The organism is Vibrio sp. G-C-1, assembly GCF_021728015.1.
GTDB lineage: Bacteria > Pseudomonadota > Gammaproteobacteria > Enterobacterales > Vibrionaceae > Vibrio > Vibrio splendidus.
In genome coordinates, this window is the sequence record NZ_JAKKCR010000008.1 from 84,141 (window position 1) to 106,142 (window position 22,002).

Annotated in this window: 19 protein-coding genes; 7 read left to right on the forward strand and 12 right to left on the reverse strand. The window is 43.0% G+C overall.

Going from position 1 to position 22,002, the window contains the following annotated elements:
* Positions 1 to 9: 9 nt before the first annotated feature.
* From L3V36_RS13385 to L3V36_RS13395, 3 genes are all read right to left on the reverse strand, one after another.
* On the reverse strand, positions 10 to 579 hold the full coding sequence (locus tag L3V36_RS13385; RefSeq protein ID WP_102534157.1) for a YceI family protein: 570 nt from the start codon (positions 577 to 579) through the stop codon (positions 10 to 12).
* Positions 576 to 1,115: a cytochrome b gene (locus L3V36_RS13390; RefSeq protein WP_004730891.1), complete on the reverse strand. Its 540-nt coding sequence runs from the start codon at positions 1,113 to 1,115 to the stop codon at positions 576 to 578. Before L3V36_RS13390 ends, L3V36_RS13385 begins: the two co-directional genes overlap by 4 nt.
* A 185-nt stretch (positions 1,116 to 1,300) precedes the next feature.
* Positions 1,301 to 1,546 (reverse strand): DUF2164 domain-containing protein, encoded by a 246-nt coding sequence (locus tag L3V36_RS13395; protein ID WP_048660209.1) that lies wholly within the window; start codon positions 1,544 to 1,546, stop codon positions 1,301 to 1,303.
* Between the two features lie 285 nt (positions 1,547 to 1,831).
* Between L3V36_RS13395 and L3V36_RS13400 the strand changes: the two genes are divergently transcribed.
* Together L3V36_RS13400 and L3V36_RS13405 are read left to right on the forward strand one after the other, a co-directional pair.
* Positions 1,832 to 2,467, forward strand: coding sequence for a hypothetical protein (locus L3V36_RS13400; RefSeq protein ID WP_017081124.1), 636 nt, complete (start codon positions 1,832 to 1,834; stop codon positions 2,465 to 2,467).
* Positions 2,468 to 3,041: 574 nt separating this feature from the next.
* On the forward strand, positions 3,042 to 3,779 hold the full coding sequence (locus tag L3V36_RS13405) for an EAL domain-containing protein (RefSeq protein WP_102568944.1): 738 nt from the start codon (positions 3,042 to 3,044) through the stop codon (positions 3,777 to 3,779).
* Between the two features lie 189 nt (positions 3,780 to 3,968).
* On the opposite strand, the gene L3V36_RS13410 is transcribed toward L3V36_RS13405, so the two are convergent.
* Genes L3V36_RS13410 through L3V36_RS13420 form a run of 3 tightly spaced genes read right to left on the reverse strand, consistent with a single transcriptional unit; the run spans position 3,969 to position 9,168 of the window.
* Positions 3,969 to 7,028: an efflux RND transporter permease subunit gene (locus L3V36_RS13410; protein ID WP_102568943.1), complete on the reverse strand. Its 3,060-nt coding sequence runs from the start codon at positions 7,026 to 7,028 to the stop codon at positions 3,969 to 3,971.
* Positions 7,025 to 8,080 (reverse strand): efflux RND transporter periplasmic adaptor subunit, encoded by a 1,056-nt coding sequence (locus L3V36_RS13415; RefSeq protein WP_208774857.1) that lies wholly within the window; start codon positions 8,078 to 8,080, stop codon positions 7,025 to 7,027. The genes L3V36_RS13410 and L3V36_RS13415 overlap by 4 nt, the downstream gene beginning before the upstream one ends.
* Entirely contained in the window at positions 8,080 to 9,168 is a 1,089-nt protein-coding gene (locus L3V36_RS13420) for an efflux RND transporter periplasmic adaptor subunit (protein WP_108175361.1), read from the reverse strand. The genes L3V36_RS13415 and L3V36_RS13420 overlap by 1 nt, the downstream gene beginning before the upstream one ends.
* Before the next feature lie 150 nt (positions 9,169 to 9,318).
* Between L3V36_RS13420 and L3V36_RS13425 the strand changes: the two genes are divergently transcribed.
* The gene (locus L3V36_RS13425) at positions 9,319 to 10,059 is read left to right on the forward strand and encodes a TetR/AcrR family transcriptional regulator (protein WP_017081129.1); all 741 of its coding nucleotides are present in this window, start codon (positions 9,319 to 9,321) and stop codon (positions 10,057 to 10,059) included.
* Positions 10,060 to 10,186: 127 nt separating this feature from the next.
* Here L3V36_RS13425 and L3V36_RS13430 read toward each other — a convergent pair whose 3' ends face one another.
* The 3 genes from L3V36_RS13430 to L3V36_RS23890 all read right to left on the reverse strand — a co-directional run bounded on the left by L3V36_RS13430 (position 10,187) and on the right by L3V36_RS23890 (position 12,430).
* Complete coding sequence (locus L3V36_RS13430) at positions 10,187 to 11,458, reverse strand: DEAD/DEAH box helicase (RefSeq protein WP_017079186.1); 1,272 nt, start codon at positions 11,456 to 11,458, stop codon at positions 10,187 to 10,189.
* Between the two features lie 57 nt (positions 11,459 to 11,515).
* A complete protein-coding gene (locus L3V36_RS13435) occupies positions 11,516 to 12,127 on the reverse strand; it encodes an ACP phosphodiesterase (RefSeq protein WP_108099096.1) in 612 nt (203 codons plus the stop codon).
* A 174-nt stretch (positions 12,128 to 12,301) separates the two neighbouring features.
* On the reverse strand, positions 12,302 to 12,430 hold the full coding sequence (locus L3V36_RS23890) for a hypothetical protein (protein WP_004730901.1): 129 nt from the start codon (positions 12,428 to 12,430) through the stop codon (positions 12,302 to 12,304).
* A 446-nt stretch (positions 12,431 to 12,876) separates the two neighbouring features.
* On the opposite strand from L3V36_RS23890, the gene L3V36_RS13440 reads away from it, so the two are divergent.
* Complete coding sequence (locus L3V36_RS13440) at positions 12,877 to 14,100, forward strand: aromatic amino acid transport family protein (RefSeq protein WP_017081132.1); 1,224 nt, start codon at positions 12,877 to 12,879, stop codon at positions 14,098 to 14,100.
* Positions 14,101 to 14,248: 148 nt separating this feature from the next.
* A complete protein-coding gene (locus L3V36_RS13445; protein WP_102447370.1) occupies positions 14,249 to 15,673 on the forward strand; it encodes a methyl-accepting chemotaxis protein in 1,425 nt (474 codons plus the stop codon).
* Between the two features lie 490 nt (positions 15,674 to 16,163).
* Here L3V36_RS13445 and L3V36_RS13450 read toward each other — a convergent pair whose 3' ends face one another.
* From L3V36_RS13450 to L3V36_RS13460, 3 genes are all read right to left on the reverse strand, one after another.
* Positions 16,164 to 16,889, reverse strand: a complete 726-nt coding sequence (locus L3V36_RS13450; RefSeq protein WP_029224226.1) for an HAD-IA family hydrolase — start codon at positions 16,887 to 16,889, stop codon at positions 16,164 to 16,166.
* A gap of 325 nt (positions 16,890 to 17,214) precedes the next feature.
* Positions 17,215 to 19,023 carry an HD domain-containing phosphohydrolase gene (locus tag L3V36_RS13455; protein ID WP_102447369.1) on the reverse strand — a complete coding sequence of 603 codons (1,809 nt, stop codon included), beginning with the start codon at positions 19,021 to 19,023 and terminating at the stop codon, positions 17,215 to 17,217.
* Positions 19,024 to 19,083: 60 nt separating this feature from the next.
* Positions 19,084 to 19,578: a hypothetical protein gene (locus L3V36_RS13460; protein ID WP_029222120.1), complete on the reverse strand. Its 495-nt coding sequence runs from the start codon at positions 19,576 to 19,578 to the stop codon at positions 19,084 to 19,086.
* 248 nt (positions 19,579 to 19,826) lie between these two features.
* On the opposite strand from L3V36_RS13460, the gene L3V36_RS13465 reads away from it, so the two are divergent.
* Together L3V36_RS13465 and L3V36_RS13470 are read left to right on the forward strand one after the other, a co-directional pair.
* Entirely contained in the window at positions 19,827 to 20,303 is a 477-nt protein-coding gene (locus L3V36_RS13465) for a CreA family protein (RefSeq protein WP_017079179.1), read from the forward strand.
* A gap of 142 nt (positions 20,304 to 20,445) precedes the next feature.
* Complete coding sequence (locus tag L3V36_RS13470; RefSeq protein WP_004730908.1) at positions 20,446 to 21,750, forward strand: inosine/guanosine kinase; 1,305 nt, start codon at positions 20,446 to 20,448, stop codon at positions 21,748 to 21,750.
* Positions 21,751 to 22,002 lie beyond the last annotated feature (252 nt).

A 22,002-nucleotide genomic window follows, 5' to 3' on the forward strand; every position in this document is an offset into this window, starting at 1 on the left:
AAAGCTAGATTACTTCTTTACACCTTCAACGTGTAGATCCATGTCTACATAGCTTGAAGCGCCCATTACTGGAATGTTGAAGTCAGCAAGCTCTAGACGAGTTGTACCAACGAAACCAGCACGCTCACCGCCCCATGGGTCTTGACCAGCACCAATGAATTCAGCTTCGATAACGATAGGCTTAGTTACGCCATGAAGTTTAAGGTCACCCATTACTTCAAGTTTGCCGTCACCTTTATCAACCACTTTCGTGCTGTTGAATGTAGCATCAGAAAACTTGCTTGCATCGATGAAATCACCGCTACGGATGTGCTTATCACGTTCTGCGTGGTTAGAATCAAGACTTGTAGTATCAACCGTTACGTTTATTTTAGACGCTGCAACGTTGCTTTCATCAAATGAGAAATCACCTGAGAACGTGTTAAAACGACCTTGGATAAAGCTGTAACCTAGGTGGCTAACTTTAAAGTTAACTGAAGCATGCGCACCTTTTGTATCAATCACGTAATCAGCGGCGTTCGCAGCGAAAGGCATTGCCATAGCAAGTGCTAATCCTGTAGCGATAATTGACTTTTTCATTTTGAAGCTCCTATCATTTTTCGTAGCGTATCGTCTTTGTCGATAACGTGGTGTTTTATCGCCGCTAAGGCGTGCACTGATGCCATAATGATCAGTACCCATGCAGCATAGTAGTGAATCGTTCCTGCGAGATCCGATTGGTTTTCAAATAGCTCACCCATACTTGGAACAGTGAACCAATTAAACACGTCGATCCCACGGCCATCTGATGTTGAAATCAAATAACCTGAAATAAATAAAACCGCTAGGTTAATGTACATAAAGCCGTGCGCTATCTTAGCGGCTGCAACTTCATAACTTTTGCCTTCTACCTTAGGTGACGCGGTAACTAGTTTCCAAAGCAAACGGAGAACAGTAACTGTAGCCAAAAGAATGCCTACCGAACGGTGGTAGTCTGGCGCTGTTTTGTACCACTCGCTGTAGTATGAAAGATCAACCATCCATAGGCCTACACCAAATAAGCCAAATATTGCGAGTGCTGAAATCCAATGCATTGCTCTTGCTAAGGGATTGTAATTTTTAACGTTGTTGTCCATGCATCTGTTCCGAATGTTAACGAGTCGTGTAATTTTGAAAAGCGTACCCTACACTAAGTTTGTGTAACATATTATTTACCAAGCTTTACATTAGTTACATCATTTCAAATTAAACAAGTTATTCAAAATTTTTGAACAAGTTGCTTTATTGACAAATTTCTTTGTCGAACAATCGCTTGCTGTGTCTATATTTCAACGATTTGTTCAATTTCATAGAGCTCATCTGAGATATCTAACATTTTTCGTTCCATGACTTTCTGAGCATCTTCTATCCCCTTGTTGTAGTAAACCGCACCAAACTTTTTACTAATGAAGTCGACCAAGAATTCCGTGTCGAACTGACCAAGCTCCACATCGAGTTCATCTTGCAGATACTTTTGAAGCGCATGGGTGAGCTCAGACTTTTGTTTCGAATCTAATTGAATGGTCATGAATGTGTCCAAATAAAGAGTAAGTAGAACAATTGTGATTAGCTGACTAAGATTAGGTTGACTAGCGATAACTTTACTAAGTCACCGTGAGCCTGCTAACTCACTATTATTTCTCATAATTTAGATTACAGACCCGTAGAGCGCCAGTGCTATCCATAAAAACGCTCTGTAATGGCTAATTTTGATAGAGGGATCATGAACTGGCACTTTGACGATAGGTAATGGCACTGCAATTACCGTACTATTGCCCATCAATAAGATAGTAACTGTGTATAAGGGACTTCATTGTTATTAGATCTAGTGATTAAAAGCGTCAACCAGTTTCAAGACGATTGCCTAAAGCTTTGTGAACGCCACTATCCTACGGTACACAATCAAGGGATCAGTGAGCACCATATAGGAAAAGCTTTTGCTCGACGAATGGAGCACACCTTCGTTAGCTTTAATCATGCAAGCAACATCAGCCCGCTCGAAATGCTTTCTTCTGGTGAAACCCCTCGACACTTCCGAATCTCCTCTGAAATAGGAACGGTTTGGATGATCAGCCACCACATGGTGAGCGCGGGGAAAACTTGTCGTAGAAAGTTGATGTTGGACATTCATAACTGGCAATCAGAGTATGGATTTGCAATCCAACCCAATGACGTTTTGATCATTGTCTCCGACCATTGGATAACCCGAAGTAAAAACAGCGGTGAACTATTACATTGGTGGATGGGAGAACTCCCAGACGAGATAACCGAATACAGCCAACAAGGCATCACCCTAAGAGAGAGCGAGTCTCAATTTGCCGCTGATTTGAATATTAACTTTAAAATTAGCCCCTGTTTTATTAAATTTGGTCACCCGTTAAAACGGTCAGGAAATCATCAATTAGTACGTAAATATCTGCAACTTTATGCGGTACTTCAATGGCAGTGATAATACGGGTCAACTTTTTCATTCAATATTGAAAGTAAATTGTTAGACCTTCATCCCAGCATTTTATAAAAGATAACTCATTCCCTGTTCATTAATTATTCGAACTTCCTGTTTTAATTATTAATAGCCGATCGACTCACAGTCTCGATTTTGAGAGATAGATATCATTTCTGTGTAACTCGCCTAGTCAATCTATTTTATAACTTTGACACTCCCCCATAATTTAAGCCATTAACCCTACTTTTCTCTGGTGTATCAGCGTTCTAGCCTTATATTGGTTGGGTTAATATGTGAGACGTTACTCAGCCATTAGATTCACTTAAACTATCAAACACAGTCAATGATAAGTAAATTTAATGGTTAATGTCATTTATCATGCTGATTTTTCGTTAGTTATATTAATTTAAATATTGACGTTACAAATGAATTTTTATTAATTGACAATTTAGTAACACCTGTCAATATTGTGACAGCCGTGACGTATATTCTCGTCATTAAATAAACACCTTTATTAGCGACTATGATTTTATCAGACAGAAGTGAATTTATTAGCTGTATATCTGTGGATGCCGATATGCAGTTTATTGCGAAATATCAAGACCTAACACTTAGAAGTGTCTACCAACCTATATTTGATTCTTCTATGACTCAGATAGGTGTAGAGGCTTTAGTTCGAATTTCGAACAGCAAAGGTGCCATTGTTCGCCCTGATCACTTCTTTCATTCCGACGAAACCTCATGCACAGACAAAATTAATGTCGAGAGGCTGAGCCGAGCCATTCATATACGCAACTTCGCACAGTCGACTATTCGTCATTTACACCTATTCTTGAATGTTCTTCCTAATGTTGGCGAGTTATTTGCCGCAGAGAAAGTGAGCGACAGCTTGCTAGCTAAACGCCTGCATGAGCTTAACTTATCGTGCGAACAAATTGTGATGGAGTTGGTCGAGCTTAATGTAGAGAGTGAAGAACGTTTGAAAGACGCGGCCCATTCATTAGCGGAAAATGGTTTTCAAATCGCTGTTGATGATTTCGGAACACAAGCGTCAACAGAACAGCGGGTTCGCCATATTAATCCTCATATCATCAAGATAGATCGCTCTGTGATGTTGGATTTTGAACAAGGTGACACAAGTGAAATGGAGTTGGCCCTAAAGCTTGCTACTCAAATCGGTGCGAAGACGGTAATCGAAGGGATAGAAACCCAACAACAACTCACAGCGATGCAAAATTTAGGCTTCGATATGTATCAAGGTTATCACTTAGCCATGCCAAAGCCGATTGAGTTAGATCTCCGCCTCGCAATCTAGAACTGCCCTCTATTCTCTATTCTACAGGAAGCCGCTTGACCATTGGTTAGCGGCTTTTTTAATACTTCCCTATTCGTATCCGCTTGCCACTCTCATGTGTTAACACATTTCAGGACGGGACAACACGCATAAAAAAGCCCAGTCGAATTTGACTGGGCTGGCTTAAAAGAATCTGTTTTATATCATTCCCTAATAACCCGCAGTGGACGGTTTGATTCTATATAGAATAGCGAACATCACTGGTACTACTATTAGCGTTAGTACGGTAGCAAAGCCTAAGCCTGCCATGATGGTAATCGCCATTGAGCCGAAAAATGCATCGAATACCAAGGGAATCATCCCCAAGATAGTCGTCAGTGCTGCCATAGATACCGGTCGTACACGACTGATCGCGCTGTCTACAACCGCTAGGTATGGGTCTTTACCTGTTGAGAGTTCGGTGTTGATCTGGTCAAGCAGGACGATACCGTTTTTCAAAATCATGCCGCTTAGGCTCAGTAGGCCAAGGAACGCCGTGAAGCTGAATGGCATATTAGTCCCTAGCAGACCAATCGAAACACCAATGATAGAAAGTGGTACCGTAAACCAAATCACAAGAGGCTTACGAAGCGAGTTAAACAAAAGCATGGTGATGATAAACATCAACAAGTAACCCATTGGCAGTGAACCAAATAGAGATTCTTGTGCATCTTTCGAACTTTCGTACTCGCCACCCCAGCTAATGTTGTAACCTGCTGGTAGCTCTAATGCTTCTACCTTTGGTTTAACACGAGCAAACAAGCTAGCCGGCGTTTCATCACCCAATACATCGTGATCAGCCAGTACGGTTAGCGTACGTTTTCTATCACGACGTTGAATCAGTGGTTCAGACCATTGAAGCTCTACACCATCAATCACTTGTTCAACTGGAATGTAGGTTTGCAGCGATGGGCTCCAAATCTTCACATTGTTTAGTGATTCAAAATCAAAACGCTCTGCTTCAGGTAAACGCGCAACAATAGGCAACATATGAGTACCATCACGCAGTAAACCGATGTTGTAGCCACCAAACGCCATTTGTAACGTCTCGGACAGATCCGTCTTTGAAATACCAAGACGACGAGCCTTTGATTCGTTAAACAGTGGCACGAGCTCTTTGGTACGTTCACGCCAGTCGTGACGAACATTTCGAGAGCCTGGGTCCGCTAACAAGATATCTTCCACTTCAACCGCAATACTGCGCAAGATTTGTGGGTCGGCACCACTAATACGAGCCTCGATTTTTGAAGCTGGTGACGGGCCAAACTCAATCAATTTGAATTGGAACGTAGGTTGTTCAAATTTGTTGGCTAAGTCCTTGTCTAACTCTTCTAGGACTTCGAACATGGTGTCACGGTCAGTCGTTCTAACTTGTAGCTGACTGTAGGCTTCGTAACTTTTCTCTGGTTGATATGTCAGCGCAAAACGTTGCATACCCTGCCCAACCGTTGTTGTCACAAACTCCACGTCATCTTGTTGACGAATGTAGCTTTCGACTTTTTCTGTCTGCTTAATCGTTTCACGAACATCCGTGCCTTCCGGCATCCACATGTCGACATAGAACATTGGCGTATTTGATGGCGGGAAGAACTGCTGCTTCACCATACCAAAACCGACAACGGAAACCGCTAATAGCGCGACCATACTTACTACAGTAAGCCATCTAAATCGAAGCGCTACTTTCAGGCACGCACCAAATACAACGAACAAGATGCCTTTGTAAGGGTCTACGTTTTCATCAACCTTGTCTTCTTCTTTAAGCAGCATCTCGGCAAGGAATGGCGTTAGTGTTAGTGCTGTTACCCAACTCAAAAACAGTGAGAAACACAGTACCCAGAACAGCGAACCCATGAACTCGCCCGTTGCATCTTTCGACAAACCGATCGGTGCAAAGGCTGTGATAGCGATAATGGTCGCACCCAACAGTGGCCATTGTGTTTGTGTCACGATGTCTTTCGCTGCTTGAAGCTTGGTTTTACCTTTTTTCAGGCCAACCAGAATACCTTCAACCACAACAATTGCGTTATCCACCAGCATACCAAGCGCGATGATCAATGCGCCAAGTGAGATACGGTGCAGTTCGACATCGTTGTAGTCCATAAGAATGAACGTACCGAATACAGTCAGCAACAGAACCAAACCAATGATCAAACCACTGCGTAAGCCCATCGCGAACAGAAGTACGATGATAACAATTGCGACCGCTTCGACTAAGCTGATTAAAAAGTCAGCAACCGACTTGTCCACTTCCTGCGCTTGGTTGTAGAAGTAATTCAACTCAACACCGGCTGGCTTAATGCTTTCTAAACGCTCAAGCTCTGCATCGAGTGCCTGACCGATTTCCACTACGTTTACGCCTGAAGAAAATGCGATCCCGAGGTTGATGGCTGGCATACCATTGTAAGTGAGTACATTGCCTGGCTTTTCTTGGATTCCGCGAGTGACCTCAGCGACATCTTTTAAGCGAATTAGGTTACCTGTATCACGGCCGTGAATGATTAAGTTTTCTAGTTCCTCAACCGTACTTAAAGTGCCATTCGGTTTGATCGTTAGGTTTTGGCCATTGAGCATTACCTCACCGGCTGACACCACACTGTTTTGTTGTGATAGCAGTGACGTAACCATCGACATATCTAGATTCAGCGCCGCTAAACGCTCAAGTGACATCTCAACAAACAATTGCTCTTGTTGGTCACCTGCAATGCTTACTTTGCCTACACCGTCGACCAATTCGATTTCACGGGTTAGATAATCAGCATATTGTTTAAGCTCAACGTAATCGTAGCCATCACCCGTCAGCATGATCATCACGCCAAACACATCACCGAAGTCATCAATGATCTGAACTGAGTTAACACCACTAGGAAGCGTGGGCTGTAGATCGTTGATCTTACGACGCATTTCATCCCAGATTTGTGGTAGCTCGTCTGGACCGTAGTCCATCTTCATGCTCACCATAATTTGAGACATACCATTCGACGACGTTGAGGTTATCTTGTCGATATAAGGCAGCTGTCTTATCTCTTTTTCAAGCGGGTAAGTCAGCTCTTCTTCAACTTCCATTGACGTAGCGCCAGGGTAAGTTGAAATAATCATTGCATCTTTAATGGTAAAAGCTGGGTCTTCCAAACGGGATAGATTACCAAAAGACGTAACACCACCAATGGCCAATATTACGAGAAACAGCCAGCTGATTACTTTGTTTTTTATTGAATATTCTGCGATGTTCATTCTGCTTTTCCTGACAATTTGATTCCGTCACGGAGTTTTCTTAGATTCGAGTTTACGAGTCGATCACCTTGCTCAACACCGTGAGCGATTAATGCGCCTTGGCCACTGATCTTGTCGACTTCTACTTCGCTTTTGAATGCTTGTCCGTCTTCCATTTTCCACACATAAAACTGATTCGCTTCAGAACCCGCTTCTAAAGTTGTCATTGGTAATTGGTAGCCTTGAACATCGCTCAAGCCGGCTTTCGCCATATCCACGTTCACCGTAACGCTGGTGCCCGGCAGGATTTCATTTTTAGGTTGTTGCATCTGCATCCAAAATTCGTAAGTACGCGATTGCGGGTGCAATTCACTGGTGTGCTCCAAATACGTCAGTGGATATTGGCCAGTGTGACCGCCAAAGGTCGCCTCAGGACGATAGCTATTTGAACGCATGTCTGGACTGATCGATGCCAAGATCGAATCTGATACTTGAATTCGTACATACACCTTATCGTTCTGGTACACGCTCAATAGTGTTTCACCCGGTGTCGTGTTTTCGAAACGTTGCTTGTCCACGGTAGAAACGGTCCCGGAAAATGGCGCTAAAAGCTCTGTGTAACTTAGCTTGCGTTCTGCAGCTGCCAAATTCGCTGATGCCAGCTTATAGTTAGCCGTTAGTTGGTCTAACTTTGACTGCGACAACATCTTGCTACCAAACATCTCCGTACCACGGGCCAACTGCTTGCTCGCCAGTTTGAATTGAGAGTTAGCATCAGTCAGATCTTGGAGATACGTCGCGTTGTCTAAGGTCACAAGTAGCTGGCCTTTTTCGACGTTGTCACCGGCTTCTACCAAGACTTGTTGGATTTCGCCTGCGAGCTTAAATGCCAATGGGGTCAATTCAGCGGGCATTACCTGACCGTTAAAACTTCTGAATTGATCAGTCAGCGGCGCGCCAACTTCAAAGGTAGAAACTAACAGAGGGGGTTGTTCACGATGTACGGCTTCACTGTTACAGGCTTGAAGTAACATAGCCGACGCGACAACAATTGATAATTTGGAAAGGTTCATTAAATACCGCCCTCACGTAACCAAGCTTTTACTTGCTGTCCATCGGATAACACATCCACACCCGCTTCAACGATAAGGTCGCCAGACGACAATCCGTCAATAACCTTGCCTTGCTCATCAAGAAGGACTTGTACTTTAGAAATCAATTGAGAGTCAGGGTTATAGCGCCATAGCTCACCATGGTCAGCTTCTTTGGTTAACCAAGCTGAATCAACAATGCCAATACCGTAGTCAGATTTATGCTTCTGAACTTCAACTTGCGCTGTCATCCCAGAAAGTAAATTGATGCCTTCCGGCTTTTCGATAGATACAACCGCTTGGTAGCTGTTGGTGTCTTCATCTGGTTGTGTAGAGATTTCTTTAAAGCGAGTCGGGATACGAATACCACGGTGGCTATCCATCACAACCCACATGTTTGAGCTCGTTAGGTCTTGAATAGAACGATCTTCAAGCTTTGATACTGGAATAGAAAACGTCACGTCCATTTCACTGTGATTCAAAATATTCAGTACAGGCTGCTTTTCTGCGATCAATTGATATTGTTTTCCAAACACCATCGATACCACGCCATCGAATGGAGCAACTAAGGTGGTGTAGCCAAGGTTTGTTTTTGCTTGGTCCAACTCAACGTCAGCGGCAGTAAAGGTGTTTACGGCTTGGTCGTAGTAATCAGTACTGACTAACTTTTTCGCGTACAACTCAGAAGCTTGTTTGTATTGGCTATTCGCAAGATCAAATTTGGCTTGTGCTGCATCAACCGCAATACGGTAATCCGTCGCGTCTAATACGGCTAACACCTGACCTTTCTTCACTTCTTGTCCCATACGAACATCGAAGGTTTCAATGTCGCCTCCCACCTGAAAAGAAAGCGCAGCACGGTCGGTTGCATCCACTTTTGCGATAAAGCTATCAAGCTCGATATCCGTCTGAAAAGGAATCTCAAACAGCTTTACAGGCTTAACAACTTGAACCGTTTCTTCTGACTGAACCTTATTACATCCGGTCAAAGAGCCTGCGAGCAATAGTGCTGCAATCACAGCTCCCATGCGCTTGCTCGATATGGCATTGATAGACAAATTGGACTGCATGATGGCTCTCCATTTAATTATTATGATTTATTACACAGGTGGGCAGTATATTCAAAATTCCGTAATCCACAAGCTTTACTTTCCACCTGTGCAGTATTTTTTATTTGAGTAAAAACAGTGTAGAATGTGGTAATCAGGTAAATGTGTGAAATGAAGATGACTGAAAAGAAACAAGGCAGAAGAAGCGCAAAAGACGCTGAAGAGACGAGATTTTTGATCATGGGTGTTGCTGCGGATATGTTCTGTGAGCATGGTTATGATAGCGTTTCGCTTCGTAACATCAGTGAGAAAGCAGGTGTATCGCATAGCCTTATTCGCCACCACTTTGGCAGCAAAGAAAAAATATGGCATGCGATAAGCGATTGTTTACATGCCTATTTTCAGTCTTATATTGCTAAGATAGTGGAAGAGTTACCAAAAGGCGTCGCACCAAACATTACTATCTATTTATTTAGTATGCGCCTCTTTAGCAACATGATTCACTCACGAAAACCAATGCAACTTATCACCGACTCTGTTCGCCAAAAAGACAACTTGGTCGATTACTTTATCGACAATGTTGGCGATGTCGAAAAAGAAATCAACATGTTAGCTGAACAATATAACGATGCGAATCCAGAGAATTTGATCAACATTTATGAGATTAAGTGGCAAATGATCATGTATGCGCACGGAGCGGTATGCCTAACTCCCTTCATGGAAAGCACTTGGAATGAAGGCGATATGGTCACCTCGCCCGAAGATGCGCTACTTAAGCATTGGCAGCTCTTCAACACGCAAATGGTCAGCAAGTTTAGAATCGAAGACCAATGGGTGCTAAACCCAACTAGCCTAGAAGAGCTAATTTATGAAGTGCCCTGTGTATGGAAGTGTAATCAAGAACATCATTAATCCAGTGTTTTTATCTTCCTTGGTCGTAAATAGATTTACTTGAAACAAAAATGCGCCGTTACAGAACCAACTGTAACGGCGCATTTTTATATGTAGAGATCTTTAAACTGGAGCTTTGTCCAACTTGTTAGCGACGTGCTTTACCGCGGTTTTGGTGAATCTTAAGCTTCGCTTTGATCTTACGTTTTTCTGATGAGCGACTTTTACTGCGACCACCGCGATCAGGGGCTACATCTTTTTCTAGACTTGGTTCAAAGCCCTCTAACCACTCTTGAGGCAAGCGAGTATCAAGTAAGCGTTCAATGTCACCCAATAGGTACGCTTCATCCTGACTCATCAAAGAAATCGCTAAGCCAGTATTACCTGCGCGGCCAGTACGTCCGATGCGGTGAACGTAATCTTCAGCTTTAAATGGCATGTCATAGTTCACAACTTGTTCTAGCTGCTGGATATCAATACCACGCGCTGCCACGTCGGTTGCAATCAACGCTCTCACCTTGCCTGATTTGAAATCATCCAGTGCTTTTTGGCGCGCACCTTGGCTCTTATCACCATTGATTGATGCCGCTTTGATGCCGTCTAACTTAAGCTCTTTAACTAGAGCATCAGTGCCCTGCTTAGTTTTCGTGAACACCAACACTTGTTGCCAGTTTTTTGAGCCAATCAAATAGGCTAGTAGTTCACTTTTACGCGATTTATCAACCGGATAAACCATCTGGGTAACGGTGTCAGCGGTGCTGTTTTTTGGCGTAACTTGAATTTCGCTTGGTGACTGCATCATTCGATGTGCAAGTGCTTTAATTTTATTGTCGAACGTCGCAGAGAAGAACAGCGTCTGACGTACGTCGTTCATGCGAGAAAGAATGCGTTTGATGTCAGGCATGAAGCCCATATCTAGCATGCGGTCTGCTTCGTCTAATACCAGCACTTCCGTTTGGCTCAACATGATATTCTTGGTGAACATATGGTCAATAAGACGACCAGGCGTCGCTACAAGAATGTCGGCGCCTCCGCGTAGGTTATCGGTTTGAACCTTCATGCTAACGCCGCCGTAAGCCACCACGACTTTAATATCGGTGCCTTTCGCATAACTCGTTACGTTATCAAACACCTGTTGTGCCAATTCACGCGTTGGCACTAACACAAGTGCACGAACGAGCTTAGGGTTCGGAATAACATTGTCTTTAGTCTCGATTAATCTTTGAATAATCGGCAAACCAAACGCCGCGGTTTTACCGGTACCCGTTTGCGCACCAGCCAGTACATCTTTGCCTTCCAATACCAATGGAATAGCTTGTTCTTGAACACTAGTCGGAGCCGTAAAGTTTAGCTCCGATAGCGTTGTAAGAAGTTGCTCAGACAATCCTAGTTGGTTAAAAGATCGGGTAGATTCAGACATAGTATGATGCTCAAAGATTAAATAGGCGCGGATTGTAGCAAACCTGCATTACGCTGTTTACCTTTCCTTTTGATTTTTCTTCATTTGAAGTGCATTAAACTGCTTCGCTTCTTCTAAAACGTTGGGATACAGCTCATTAAAGTGACACTGCAACGTATCATAGTGACGTTCGAGGTCGTCGTAACAATTTTTGAGCATGCCTAACTTGGGCCTTCTCAACGCCATACGTTGCAATACCACCTCTATGGAAGACATGTCTTGATAGCTTTCCAGCCAACGTTGTTCAGCCATCTTCTGATGAATCGTAATGAAGTTCTCAGGCCAGTGTGGCTCTTGATGTTCAAAGATCTGTTGATGACTATCGAAACAAAAATGCTCTAACGTCTGCTGCGAGAACTGAGTCCAATGATTGGCTAAGCAGTGATCCCAAAATACATCGAGTGCGATAGGTGCAAAGCGTCGTGTTTGATCTAAAAAAAGCGATTTTGCCGATCGGGATACATCGTGGCGGTCTGTGTAACTATCCACGAATCGATGAAGTCTTATTCCGTCTGAAAGCGAGGTTGAATAGTGCTTATCAGGGTCGCCTTTAACGAAGTCACCTAACAGATTGCCAGCTAAGTTACTTTTGCAGTGTTGAGCGATGTGGAGGTGTGCGAGAAAGTTCATTGAACCTCATTAAAGTGTCGAGAACTAAGTAACATGGTAAACGTACTCGTTTATCTTCGCGAACTTTAATGAGGATAGTTTTGTTATGACGTGTGAGCGAATGAGATTTGCTCAGTTTAAGAATTGTCTAATTTGAGAACGTTGAACTACAGAAACCTTTAGTTCAGGTAAAACCTAGTTCGAAGACTTAAAAAGTTCTTCTGCTAATTGTTTAACCGCCTGCTCGTAGTCAGATAAATCAATGCCAATTTCCATGGCATCTAACAACTCAAGACTTTCGTCATTAAAAGATTGGTCACTCATAGTGCCCCCTCTATTCCTTGATGCGGACATGATGTCCGATTAACTAGTGCACCATCTTGGACTTATATTATGTCACTTTGATGAACGCACTCTACTCTACCCATTCCATATTTATAGCTTGAAGCTACTCGCGATCATTAGCGCTTGTTTACGCTAAAGGGGTATACGCGAACGACATATGTACTGTCACCTTACACCAAGTACAACAAATTACTCTACAAATTTTGAAGCAGATCATGGTCAAACGTTTGCTTCGGGCATTTAAGTGCTTCCAACTCACCAATCGTAAAACAAAGTTTACAGTGGATATTTTTAATTACATTAGACATTGCATTTGGAATTAAACTCAATCAGAATACTTAAAAATCGAGATATTCTTTGGGTTTATGCGCTTAAGCTAGAAGAATTACAATGAAAACACACCCTAACGTAAAGAATTATATACAATGAATAAATCAAAGGTTTTTGGTAGTACTTTGATCATTGCAGGCACCACTATTGGTGCTGGCATGCTCGCTCTTCCACTTGCTTCTGCAGGTATTGGCTTTTCAACCTCACTTTTTCTAATGCTGGGCTTATGGGCCCTAATGGCCTTTACTGCATTGTTAATGGTAGAACTACATCAATTCGCTGATTCTGACGCAACCCTACACACGCTAGCAGACAAAATTTTAGGGACAAAAGGTAAGTGGATCGCTAGCTTTGCAGTTATGTTCCTTTTCTACGCTCTGTGTTCAGCTTATATCGCAGGCGGTGGTGCGCAGTTTAATCAACGTATCTCGGATATTTCAGGCATTGAGCTTAATGGCCAAATCACAACCCTTCTATTCACACTGTTAGTTGCTGGCGTTGTGACGATTGGTACGCACAGTGTTGATAAAGTTAACCGCGTTTTATTCGGACTTAAACTGATTGCGATGGTACTGGTACTCAGCTTCCTAGCACCAAACATCACCTCTCAATACCTAATGAGCATGCCTTTACAACAAGGGCTGATTGTTGCAGCGATCCCAGTCGTGTTTACCTCTTTTGGCTTCCACGGCAGCATCCCTTCAATTGTTCGATACTTAGATGGTGACGTTCGATCTCTACGTAAAGTCATGATTATTGGCTCTGCACTGCCTTTGGTCATCTATGTTTTCTGGCAGAGTGTGACTCTAGGTGTGATCAGCCAAGAGCAGCTTTTGTCGGATACAAGCTTAGGCGCACTATTAGTCTCATTGTCACAAACCGTTCATCAATCAAACCTTAGCGTGATCGTTGGCGTATTCGCAGACCTTGCACTGCTGACTTCTTTTATTGGTGTGAGCTTGGGGTTATTTGAATTCATGGGGGATTCACTGAGCAAGAAACTAGGCAGTGCAAAACGCGTTAAAACGGCCGCTATCACTTTCTTACCGCCATTAGGTTTTGCCTTGTTCTACCCACAGGGTTTCATTACAGCTCTGGGCTACGCAGCCATAGCACTTTCAGTACTCGCAATTTTGCTGCCGACAGTGATGGTATACAAGATTCGTTACACGGATTTCTCTGTAGAACCTCAAGGTACAGAAGCGACTTACCAAGTGCTCGGTGGAAGTAAAGCGTTGTTTTTAGTTGGCAGCGTAGGCGTTTTTATCATTGCGATTCAAATCCTTATTTCAGTAGGGCTATTGCCTTCTCTGGGCTAATAAACCCATAGAGAACAAAAATACTTGATAGATGTCTCATAAACGATATGTTGGTATCATTAATTTTCACAATTAGTCGATTAGCATCACATTTTTATTGAGGTCGGTTATTTAGAGTCCACGGTAAAGGATTTACCGTGGAGTTTTTATGAAAGAAGTACAATTTCGAACGATAGACAAACTGTTTATCAAGATGTCGATCAACGACAAGTTTTGGGTCATTTTCTTAATCTTTTTTGCCGCTCTGGCAAGCCTCGCTGGACTCAACTACGTCAACAAAATGGAACACATTGACGTAACTGCAAAACAGCAGGTCGAGTATCAACTGCAAGGCATTTTATCAGCATCAGATTCCCCTGCTTCTGTTCGCTCTGTTAGCCAGCAAACTCGCGCTCAACAAACCACTATTTCAAACAATGGTTCGGTGACTGCCACAGCACTCGCACAAGATGGCAACTACTACTCACTTACCGTTTCAGCTAACGATATACAGAATCAAAAGCAGCAAGCACTGTACACTTTATTACTGAGCTTTTTGTGGTGTGTGCCTTTTGGTCTTTTCTGTTACTGGGTAGCGACTTTCCTAGGCGGCGCACTTTGGGTGCTTTACTCAACTACTCAAAAGATTGGTGATGGCGACTTAACATCACGCCTTGGTTTCCACCCAGGACGCGATGAGTTCGGTACGATTGGTTGTGCACTTGACCGTTCAATGGACACGCTTAGTGAGCTAGTCAACAACGTAAACCACAGTGCAGCGACACTAAGCGAAACATCGGCTTCTTTCGAAGCAGAGATGAAGCGCAGTGAAACACAAATCATGAGCCAGAATGCGTCTCTAGACTCTGTTGCTACTGCCATGGATCAAATGACCGCTTCAGCCAATGAAGTCTCTAACATTTCAGCACGTTCAACTGAACAAACTGAACAAGACGCGCAGCAAATCAACGACAGCCATACGAAAGTTCAACAAGCCATCTCAGAGATCACCACGCTCTCTTCTTTGATTGAGCAAACCTCATCTTCAGTTACCAGCTTGAATGTGAACACGAGTCAAATTAATGAAGTGATCACGACGATCAACGCTATTTCAGAGCAAACTAACTTACTTGCTTTGAATGCCGCGATTGAAGCCGCTCGTGCGGGCGAACAAGGCCGTGGTTTCGCAGTTGTTGCTGATGAAGTAAGAACACTGGCAAGTCGCACTCAGTCGGCTACGGTTGAAATCCAAGCAATGATTGAACGCTTACAGCAAGAGAGCCAAAATATCGCTAAGATCACCGAGCAAACGGTCGACCAAGCGCAAACTAGTAGCCAACTGATTTCAAACATTGGGGACGATGTAAACTCGATTGCTGACTCAGCTCAAGCGCTAATGGATATGAGTATTCAGATTGCAACCTCAGCGGACGAGCAAAGCAACGTAGCGAACACCATCGCAGCTGAGCTTAACGATATTCGCAGTCAATCCGATGTGATTAAAGAAGTGGCTCAAAACTCTTCAAATGGCGTATCGACACTGACAGACGCATCAGTTTCTTTGTCTAAAACTTTGGCAAGATACCGCACTTAGATTTGAGTTATGACTTAGGCTGACCAAGTTAAATTCAGCGAAACTAAAAAGGACTCATCATGAGTCCTTTTTTGTCGACGTTCGTTAATAGCAGCGTCCGCTAATAGCAACTTTCACTAATAACAACTTCCGTTAATAACAACTTCCCTTAATAACAACTTCCCTTAATAACAACAGGAAAAACATGGTCTTTAACGATGAGATTATCATTACCATGAAGCAAGTCGCAAAGGCGAGATTATCAAGTGTCAAAACTGTCTAATATTCGAGCTTAGGGGTAATCTAATTAAACGGGTCTTTTTTCGCTTACCCTCTTGCTGCAGGTGACACATAATGAATAAAACAGAAACACCAAACACCGACGACATTACATGCCCTTTATGCCAACACGACGAATATCTACTCTCAGAAAGTGGAGAAAAGTTTACTTGTGCCTCTTGCGGTTTTCACACTAAACAATTTAGTAAGGTAGTCAGCCTTCAGCTAGGCTCTACCCCACCAAAGCTGCAGGGTTCGGTATTCCACCACTTGAGCAGTGTTTGCCATTAATCCAAACCGAAATCTCTTCCAAACTGTAGATATCCTGAGCCGCTACCTCTGATGAGTCGGCTTCGGGATCTACGATTGATTCATTAATACTTGGGCGCAATCGGAATGATTGAATACCCGCACGAACACCCGCTTCAATTCCTTTCAAAGTATCGTCCACATAGATACACTCATTGGGTAAAAAGCCCATATTCATGGCTGTATACATAATCAGATCAGGTTCTGGCTTCCAACTGTTGGCATCAAAAGCTGAAAACACTTTACCTTTAAAGTCGTCGAGCATTCCTGTCATTGCCAATGAAGATTCAACCCGAGACTTAGGCGCATTAGAAGCGATACAAAACTCGATGTCCTGTCGCTTTAGGAATTCAATGAGCTCGATGGCACCATCCATCGGCTTTAAATGGCGTTGGAACAAAGCTTCTAATTCAATACGATATAACGGCTCAAGCGTATCAATCGAGATAGATAGCCCTAAACGTTCTTGTGTATCCATTAAGATGTCGGCCAGCTTTCCACCTTGAAAGTGCGCATAGCAGTCATTAACGTTTAGCTCCGCCCCAAAGCCGGTGAATACATTCACCAAGGCTTGGCAACACAGCTTTTCGCTATCGATGAGTGTTCCATCACAATCGAAAATTACACATTTAGTCTGTTCTAACCGCATAGCTCTCTCACTCGCATTGAATTCAAGTTTTATCCTATAGTGTTCTTTCAATGCGCGGGATGATTAAGATAACAGTTTACGGACACAGGCTTATTTCTCTTCGCGAAATATGGACTTGATCACCTTATGGCTCGACATAAGCAACAGATTTCATCAAATTAACCCAGAATCTGCAAAACCAAATACTGCAAGGTTTACATAAACGACTTAATTTCAGTGGAAAATATAAATTGCCACGTCCTAGTCGGATTAGGCTGAATTGATAAAGAAATCAAGATTTGTAGACTATTCAGATAGAGCGAGAGTTAGTTAGTTAGTTAGTTACTTAGCTAACAACCGACTCTTCTAGAACCTTAACTTCAATCGAAGGTACAGACGCATATTCTACAGCTCCAGTATCGGGATACGAATCTCGGATAGCGACAAACTCGGGCAGGTGTTTCAGTAGCAGTTTGGTTAATTGAGGATCAAATTGATAGCCACACTCTCTCTCGAACAAGTCGACCACCATCTCTAATGGCCATGGATCTTTGTAGCAACGAGCACTAAGCAATGCGTCAAATACATCGGCTACGGCAGTGATACGAGCAAACAAGTGAATTTGTTCACCTACCTTGCCATTAGGGTATCCAGCGCCATCCCAACGCTCATGATGTTCGTTAGCAATGATTGCCGCGAGGTTGGTAATATCACCCGCTCCGCTCTTCAGTAAATTGTAGCCCGCAGTGGTGTGAAGTTTCATTACATCCCACTCTTGGTCTGTCAATTTACCTGGTTTATCTAAGATAGATTCCGGAACCGAAATCTTACCGACATCATGCATTGGGCTGATGATCTCAATCATCTCGACCTCGCGATGGCTCAAGCCACGATACTTGGCAAGCAATGCGGATAACTTGGCTACACGCTTGACGTGATTACCCGTCTCGCCAGAGCGAGTTTCAATGGCTTCACCCAGCACATGAATCATGTCTTTTTGAACATTCAAAGTTTGTTTCTGTAGTGCAAGGATTCGCTTGTTCTTTTTTGCCAACTCTTTCTTTTGGCGCAGGGTAATAAATTGCATCACGATAATCACGCTCAGCCCTGTAATGACCATGATTAAGCCCAACAACAATTGAAAATTCTTTTGTAAAAAGGAGGAAGGCTCGTTAACAATCACAGATCCTGTCGGCAGTACATTATCACCAATACCAAACTTTTTAAGCGCCGGATAATTGAAAACAAAACGCTTGTTGTCACCGGGAACTAAAGGTGTAGAAAAATTAAGAGGCACATACTTATCCAATGCACTAACGGCCTCTTCACCCATACTTCGCGAGTGGTTTACATAACCTCCGAGTACATCACCGACTATATTAAACTGCCATAACGCAAACACTGGTGCGGCGCTCGATGCAGATAAGGTTTCCGCGACCTCTTGATAGGTATGATATACACCTTGATCTAACTCAGTATTGTAGTGGCTCAGTAAGACTGCATCGTCAGCAGATACCCTTTTCAAGAACTCACTTGTCTGCTTGAGCGACAAATCGCGTATTTCGACCAAATTAATCGATGGAAAGTCTGCCATAATACGGCTTATATCTTTACGGATTAGCTCAGAAGTGACACTGTAATCATTGATGAAATAGAGGTTCTTTAGATTAGGTCTTAGTTTAGAGATCAGCTTAATATTGACGTCTATCTGATCGTTCTCATAAAGCACAGTCGCTCTATCAGACACCGCATACATATCGGTGCTTATGTCGTTGATACCCGCCGCAACAATAGGTGTCGCACGGTCAATCAACGCACTCAATGATTCAAGGAAATTGGCCGCGTTATCGTCAGTCGCAATAACCCCATCAAATTTATAACCTGCGTATTTGGCTTGTAAGTAATCGGCGAGAGAGTCGTAGTACTCAGAGCTATGGACGCGCTTTGTATCCAAATACTCGATTGAGAGTTTAACTTCGGTTTGAGATTGGCTGAACGCACTGTCTATCCCTTTCTGAAAGTCAGCAGTCCATTGGTAAGAAGGTTCGTATGAGTGTAAAACTAGGATGCGTTTGATATCCCAGTCGGTAGCAAAACTGACTGTAGAAAAAGCGCTAACACACAATACAGCGATTGATATCAATAGCTTGTACATACAAAACCCTTTATAAAAGATGGGGTATTGTACTTAGATTAACGCTTTCTCAAAGAATCTTTAGTTCTCGACCCACACTTTATCGTGAGAAGCATGATCTTGTGCCCAAAAATCATGTAACTGCTTAGCAAAGCCGTTGATATCTTGACCGTTTTCAATAATCACGTCGGAGATCAACAGAGACTCTTCCACCTCTGTGACAATAGCACTCGCCACAACATCACCATTTTGAGTTCCAATGTATAAAACATGCTCATCAGACAACATAATCTGACTCAAAAACTCAAGCATATGTGCTCTTTCGGTTTCATCGTGATAAACACTGGCTTGGTTAAGTGAAAAAAGTACCGTCAGTTTATGGAAATCGACTTTATGCAGTTCATCAATTTGGGAAGGAATTTGATCTTGAGCGAGGAGTTGGTAATTCTTGGATGGGAGTCTGCTTTGATAAAGTTCTCGACCTAGCAAGCTCTCCTTTGCGGGATAAGCAATGTCGAGTTGGCTAAACAGCCATTGGTTTTTCTTATGTGCGCTTTCAGGTATTTCGTTATTCATTCTTTTAGTACCTAAGATTAGTAACCCCAAATATCACAGTTATTTGGGAGACATATGGTCGGCGTAGGAGCCGAGCTACATGCAGAAAGGATACAGAGCATGACTAACGCCAACAAGTACTTTAAATGCTTCATATTTTTCATTCTCTCATAACACCCTTTAAGAACTCGGTGAAAAGCTCTACACTCGTATTCAAGCTTTCAATATCCTTATAGTAAACAGAACTATATAAATAAAAAGGACTTCTTATGAAAAAAGCCTTAATAGCAGCAGGTATCATCACAATGTTGGCAGGCTGTTCGGACAACGAGGTTGGCGACGTCTCTCTTGGATTCTTCACAATGAAGGATATCAAAATGTCATCGTTAGATGATGATAAGATCGAAGGAGTGACTTGTCACATTGCATCAATCGAAGCAAATCTGAGTCTTTCCGATCCAAGCGATAGCTCTATCTCTTGTCGTCAAACGGGCGAAATCACTCCAGAAATGATTGCTAAAATAGACAAAAGTAAATCAGGTGAAGTGGTATTCAAGCAATCGAAAAGTATCTTCTTCAAAACGATGAAGGTTCGTCGTATCTACGATGCTGAGAATCAATCGCTGCTTTACTTGTCTTACACAACCAAAGAAACAGAAGGCAGTTTCAAACATAGCCTATCAACCGTTCCGCTTTGGGGTACAAAGGCTTACGTAGATCCGGCAACACTCGTTCCAGCCGAATAGTCTCACACGAATGGTCTGAAGCAAAAGTAAGCTGAATCATCTGTACAGACATTGTGCAGGTGATTCAAAATGTAATAAAAATGAAAGAAACAGAAACAAAATGTGATATCATGCGGCAAAATTTTTTCACTGTATTTGTCATATGAAATTTCCTGGACAGCGTAAATCTAAGCACTACTTTCCAACTCACGCACGTGATCCGTTGGTCAACCAAATTCAACAAACACCTAAGCTACACCGCGCAACAGTTGTCGGTATAGGTCAAACGATTGTTGATATCGAAGCCCGTGTTGACAACGAGTTCCTAGAAAAATACGAGCTGAGTAAAGGCCACTCACTGGTTTTGGAAGAAAGTAAAGCAGATGCGCTGTATGAAGAGTTAGTTGAGCGCGGTTTGATCACGCATCAATACCCTGGCGATACTATCGGCAACACACTGCACAACTATTCTGTTCTTGCAGACAGCAAATCTGTCCTACTTGGCGTAATGTCTAAGAAGATTGAAGTTGGCTCATTTGGTTACCGCTACCTTTGCCGCACTTCTTCTCGTATGAACTTAAACCACTTACAAACCGTTGATGGTCCCATTGGTCGTTGTTACACGCTCATTACCGAAGATGGCGAACGTACGTTTGCGATCAACGAAGGACACATGAACCAGCTGCTTCCTGAAAGTATTCCTGAACAGATTTTTGAAAAAGCGTCTGCATTAGTTGTGTCTTCATACTTAATGCGCGGTAAGCCTGAAGATCCGATGCCAAAAGCGGTACAAAAAGCGATTGAATACGCGAAAGCGTACAATGTGCCAGTTGTACTTACACTTGGCACGAAGTACGTAATCGAAGGTAACGCTGAATGGTGGCAAGAATACCTGAAAGAGAACGTAACCATCGTCGCGATGAACGAAGATGAAGGTGAAGCATTAACGGGTGAAAAAGATCCGCTATTGGCTGCGAACAAAGCTCTTGAGTGGGTTGACCTAGTTCTCTGCACTGCAGGCCCTGTCGGCTTATACATGGCAGGCTACACTGACGAACCAGCGAAACGCGAAACAACGCTTCCGTTACTGCCGGGTAACATTCCTGAATTTAACAAATACGAATTCAGCCGTGCGATGCGTAAGCAAGACTGTAAAGACCCAGTAAAAGTGTACTCTCACATTGGCCCTTACTTAGGCGGCCCACTTGAGATTAAGAACACCAACGGTGCTGGTGATGGTGCACTTTCAGCACTACTTCACGACATGGCAGCAAACAGCTACCACCACGTGAATGTGCCAAACTCAGAAAAACATGAGCACGCTTGTCTAACTTACTCTTCACTGTCTCAAATTTGTAAATACGCAAACCGTGTAAGCTATGAGGTGCTGACTCAGCACTCTCCACGCCTTTCTCGTGCGCTACCTGAACGCGAAGATAGCTTAGAAGAAACATACTGGGATCGTTAATCAACCATGCCAAGTTGTTAACTCATTGAGGTTGATTACCAGCTAGATTATCCATTCCTGAAGGGCTGCTATATGCAGCCCTTTTTGTATTCAGCACTAATATAACGGCAGCTGAAGGCAGTCAGATCGAATATTTTGCTCGTTTAAGATTTGATCTCGCGCAATGACTCTTTAGATCTGTTATCTTCCAGCACATAATTCGTGTGGTTTGCCTTTACTTGGCAAATTTATACAGTACTATCGCCACGCAAA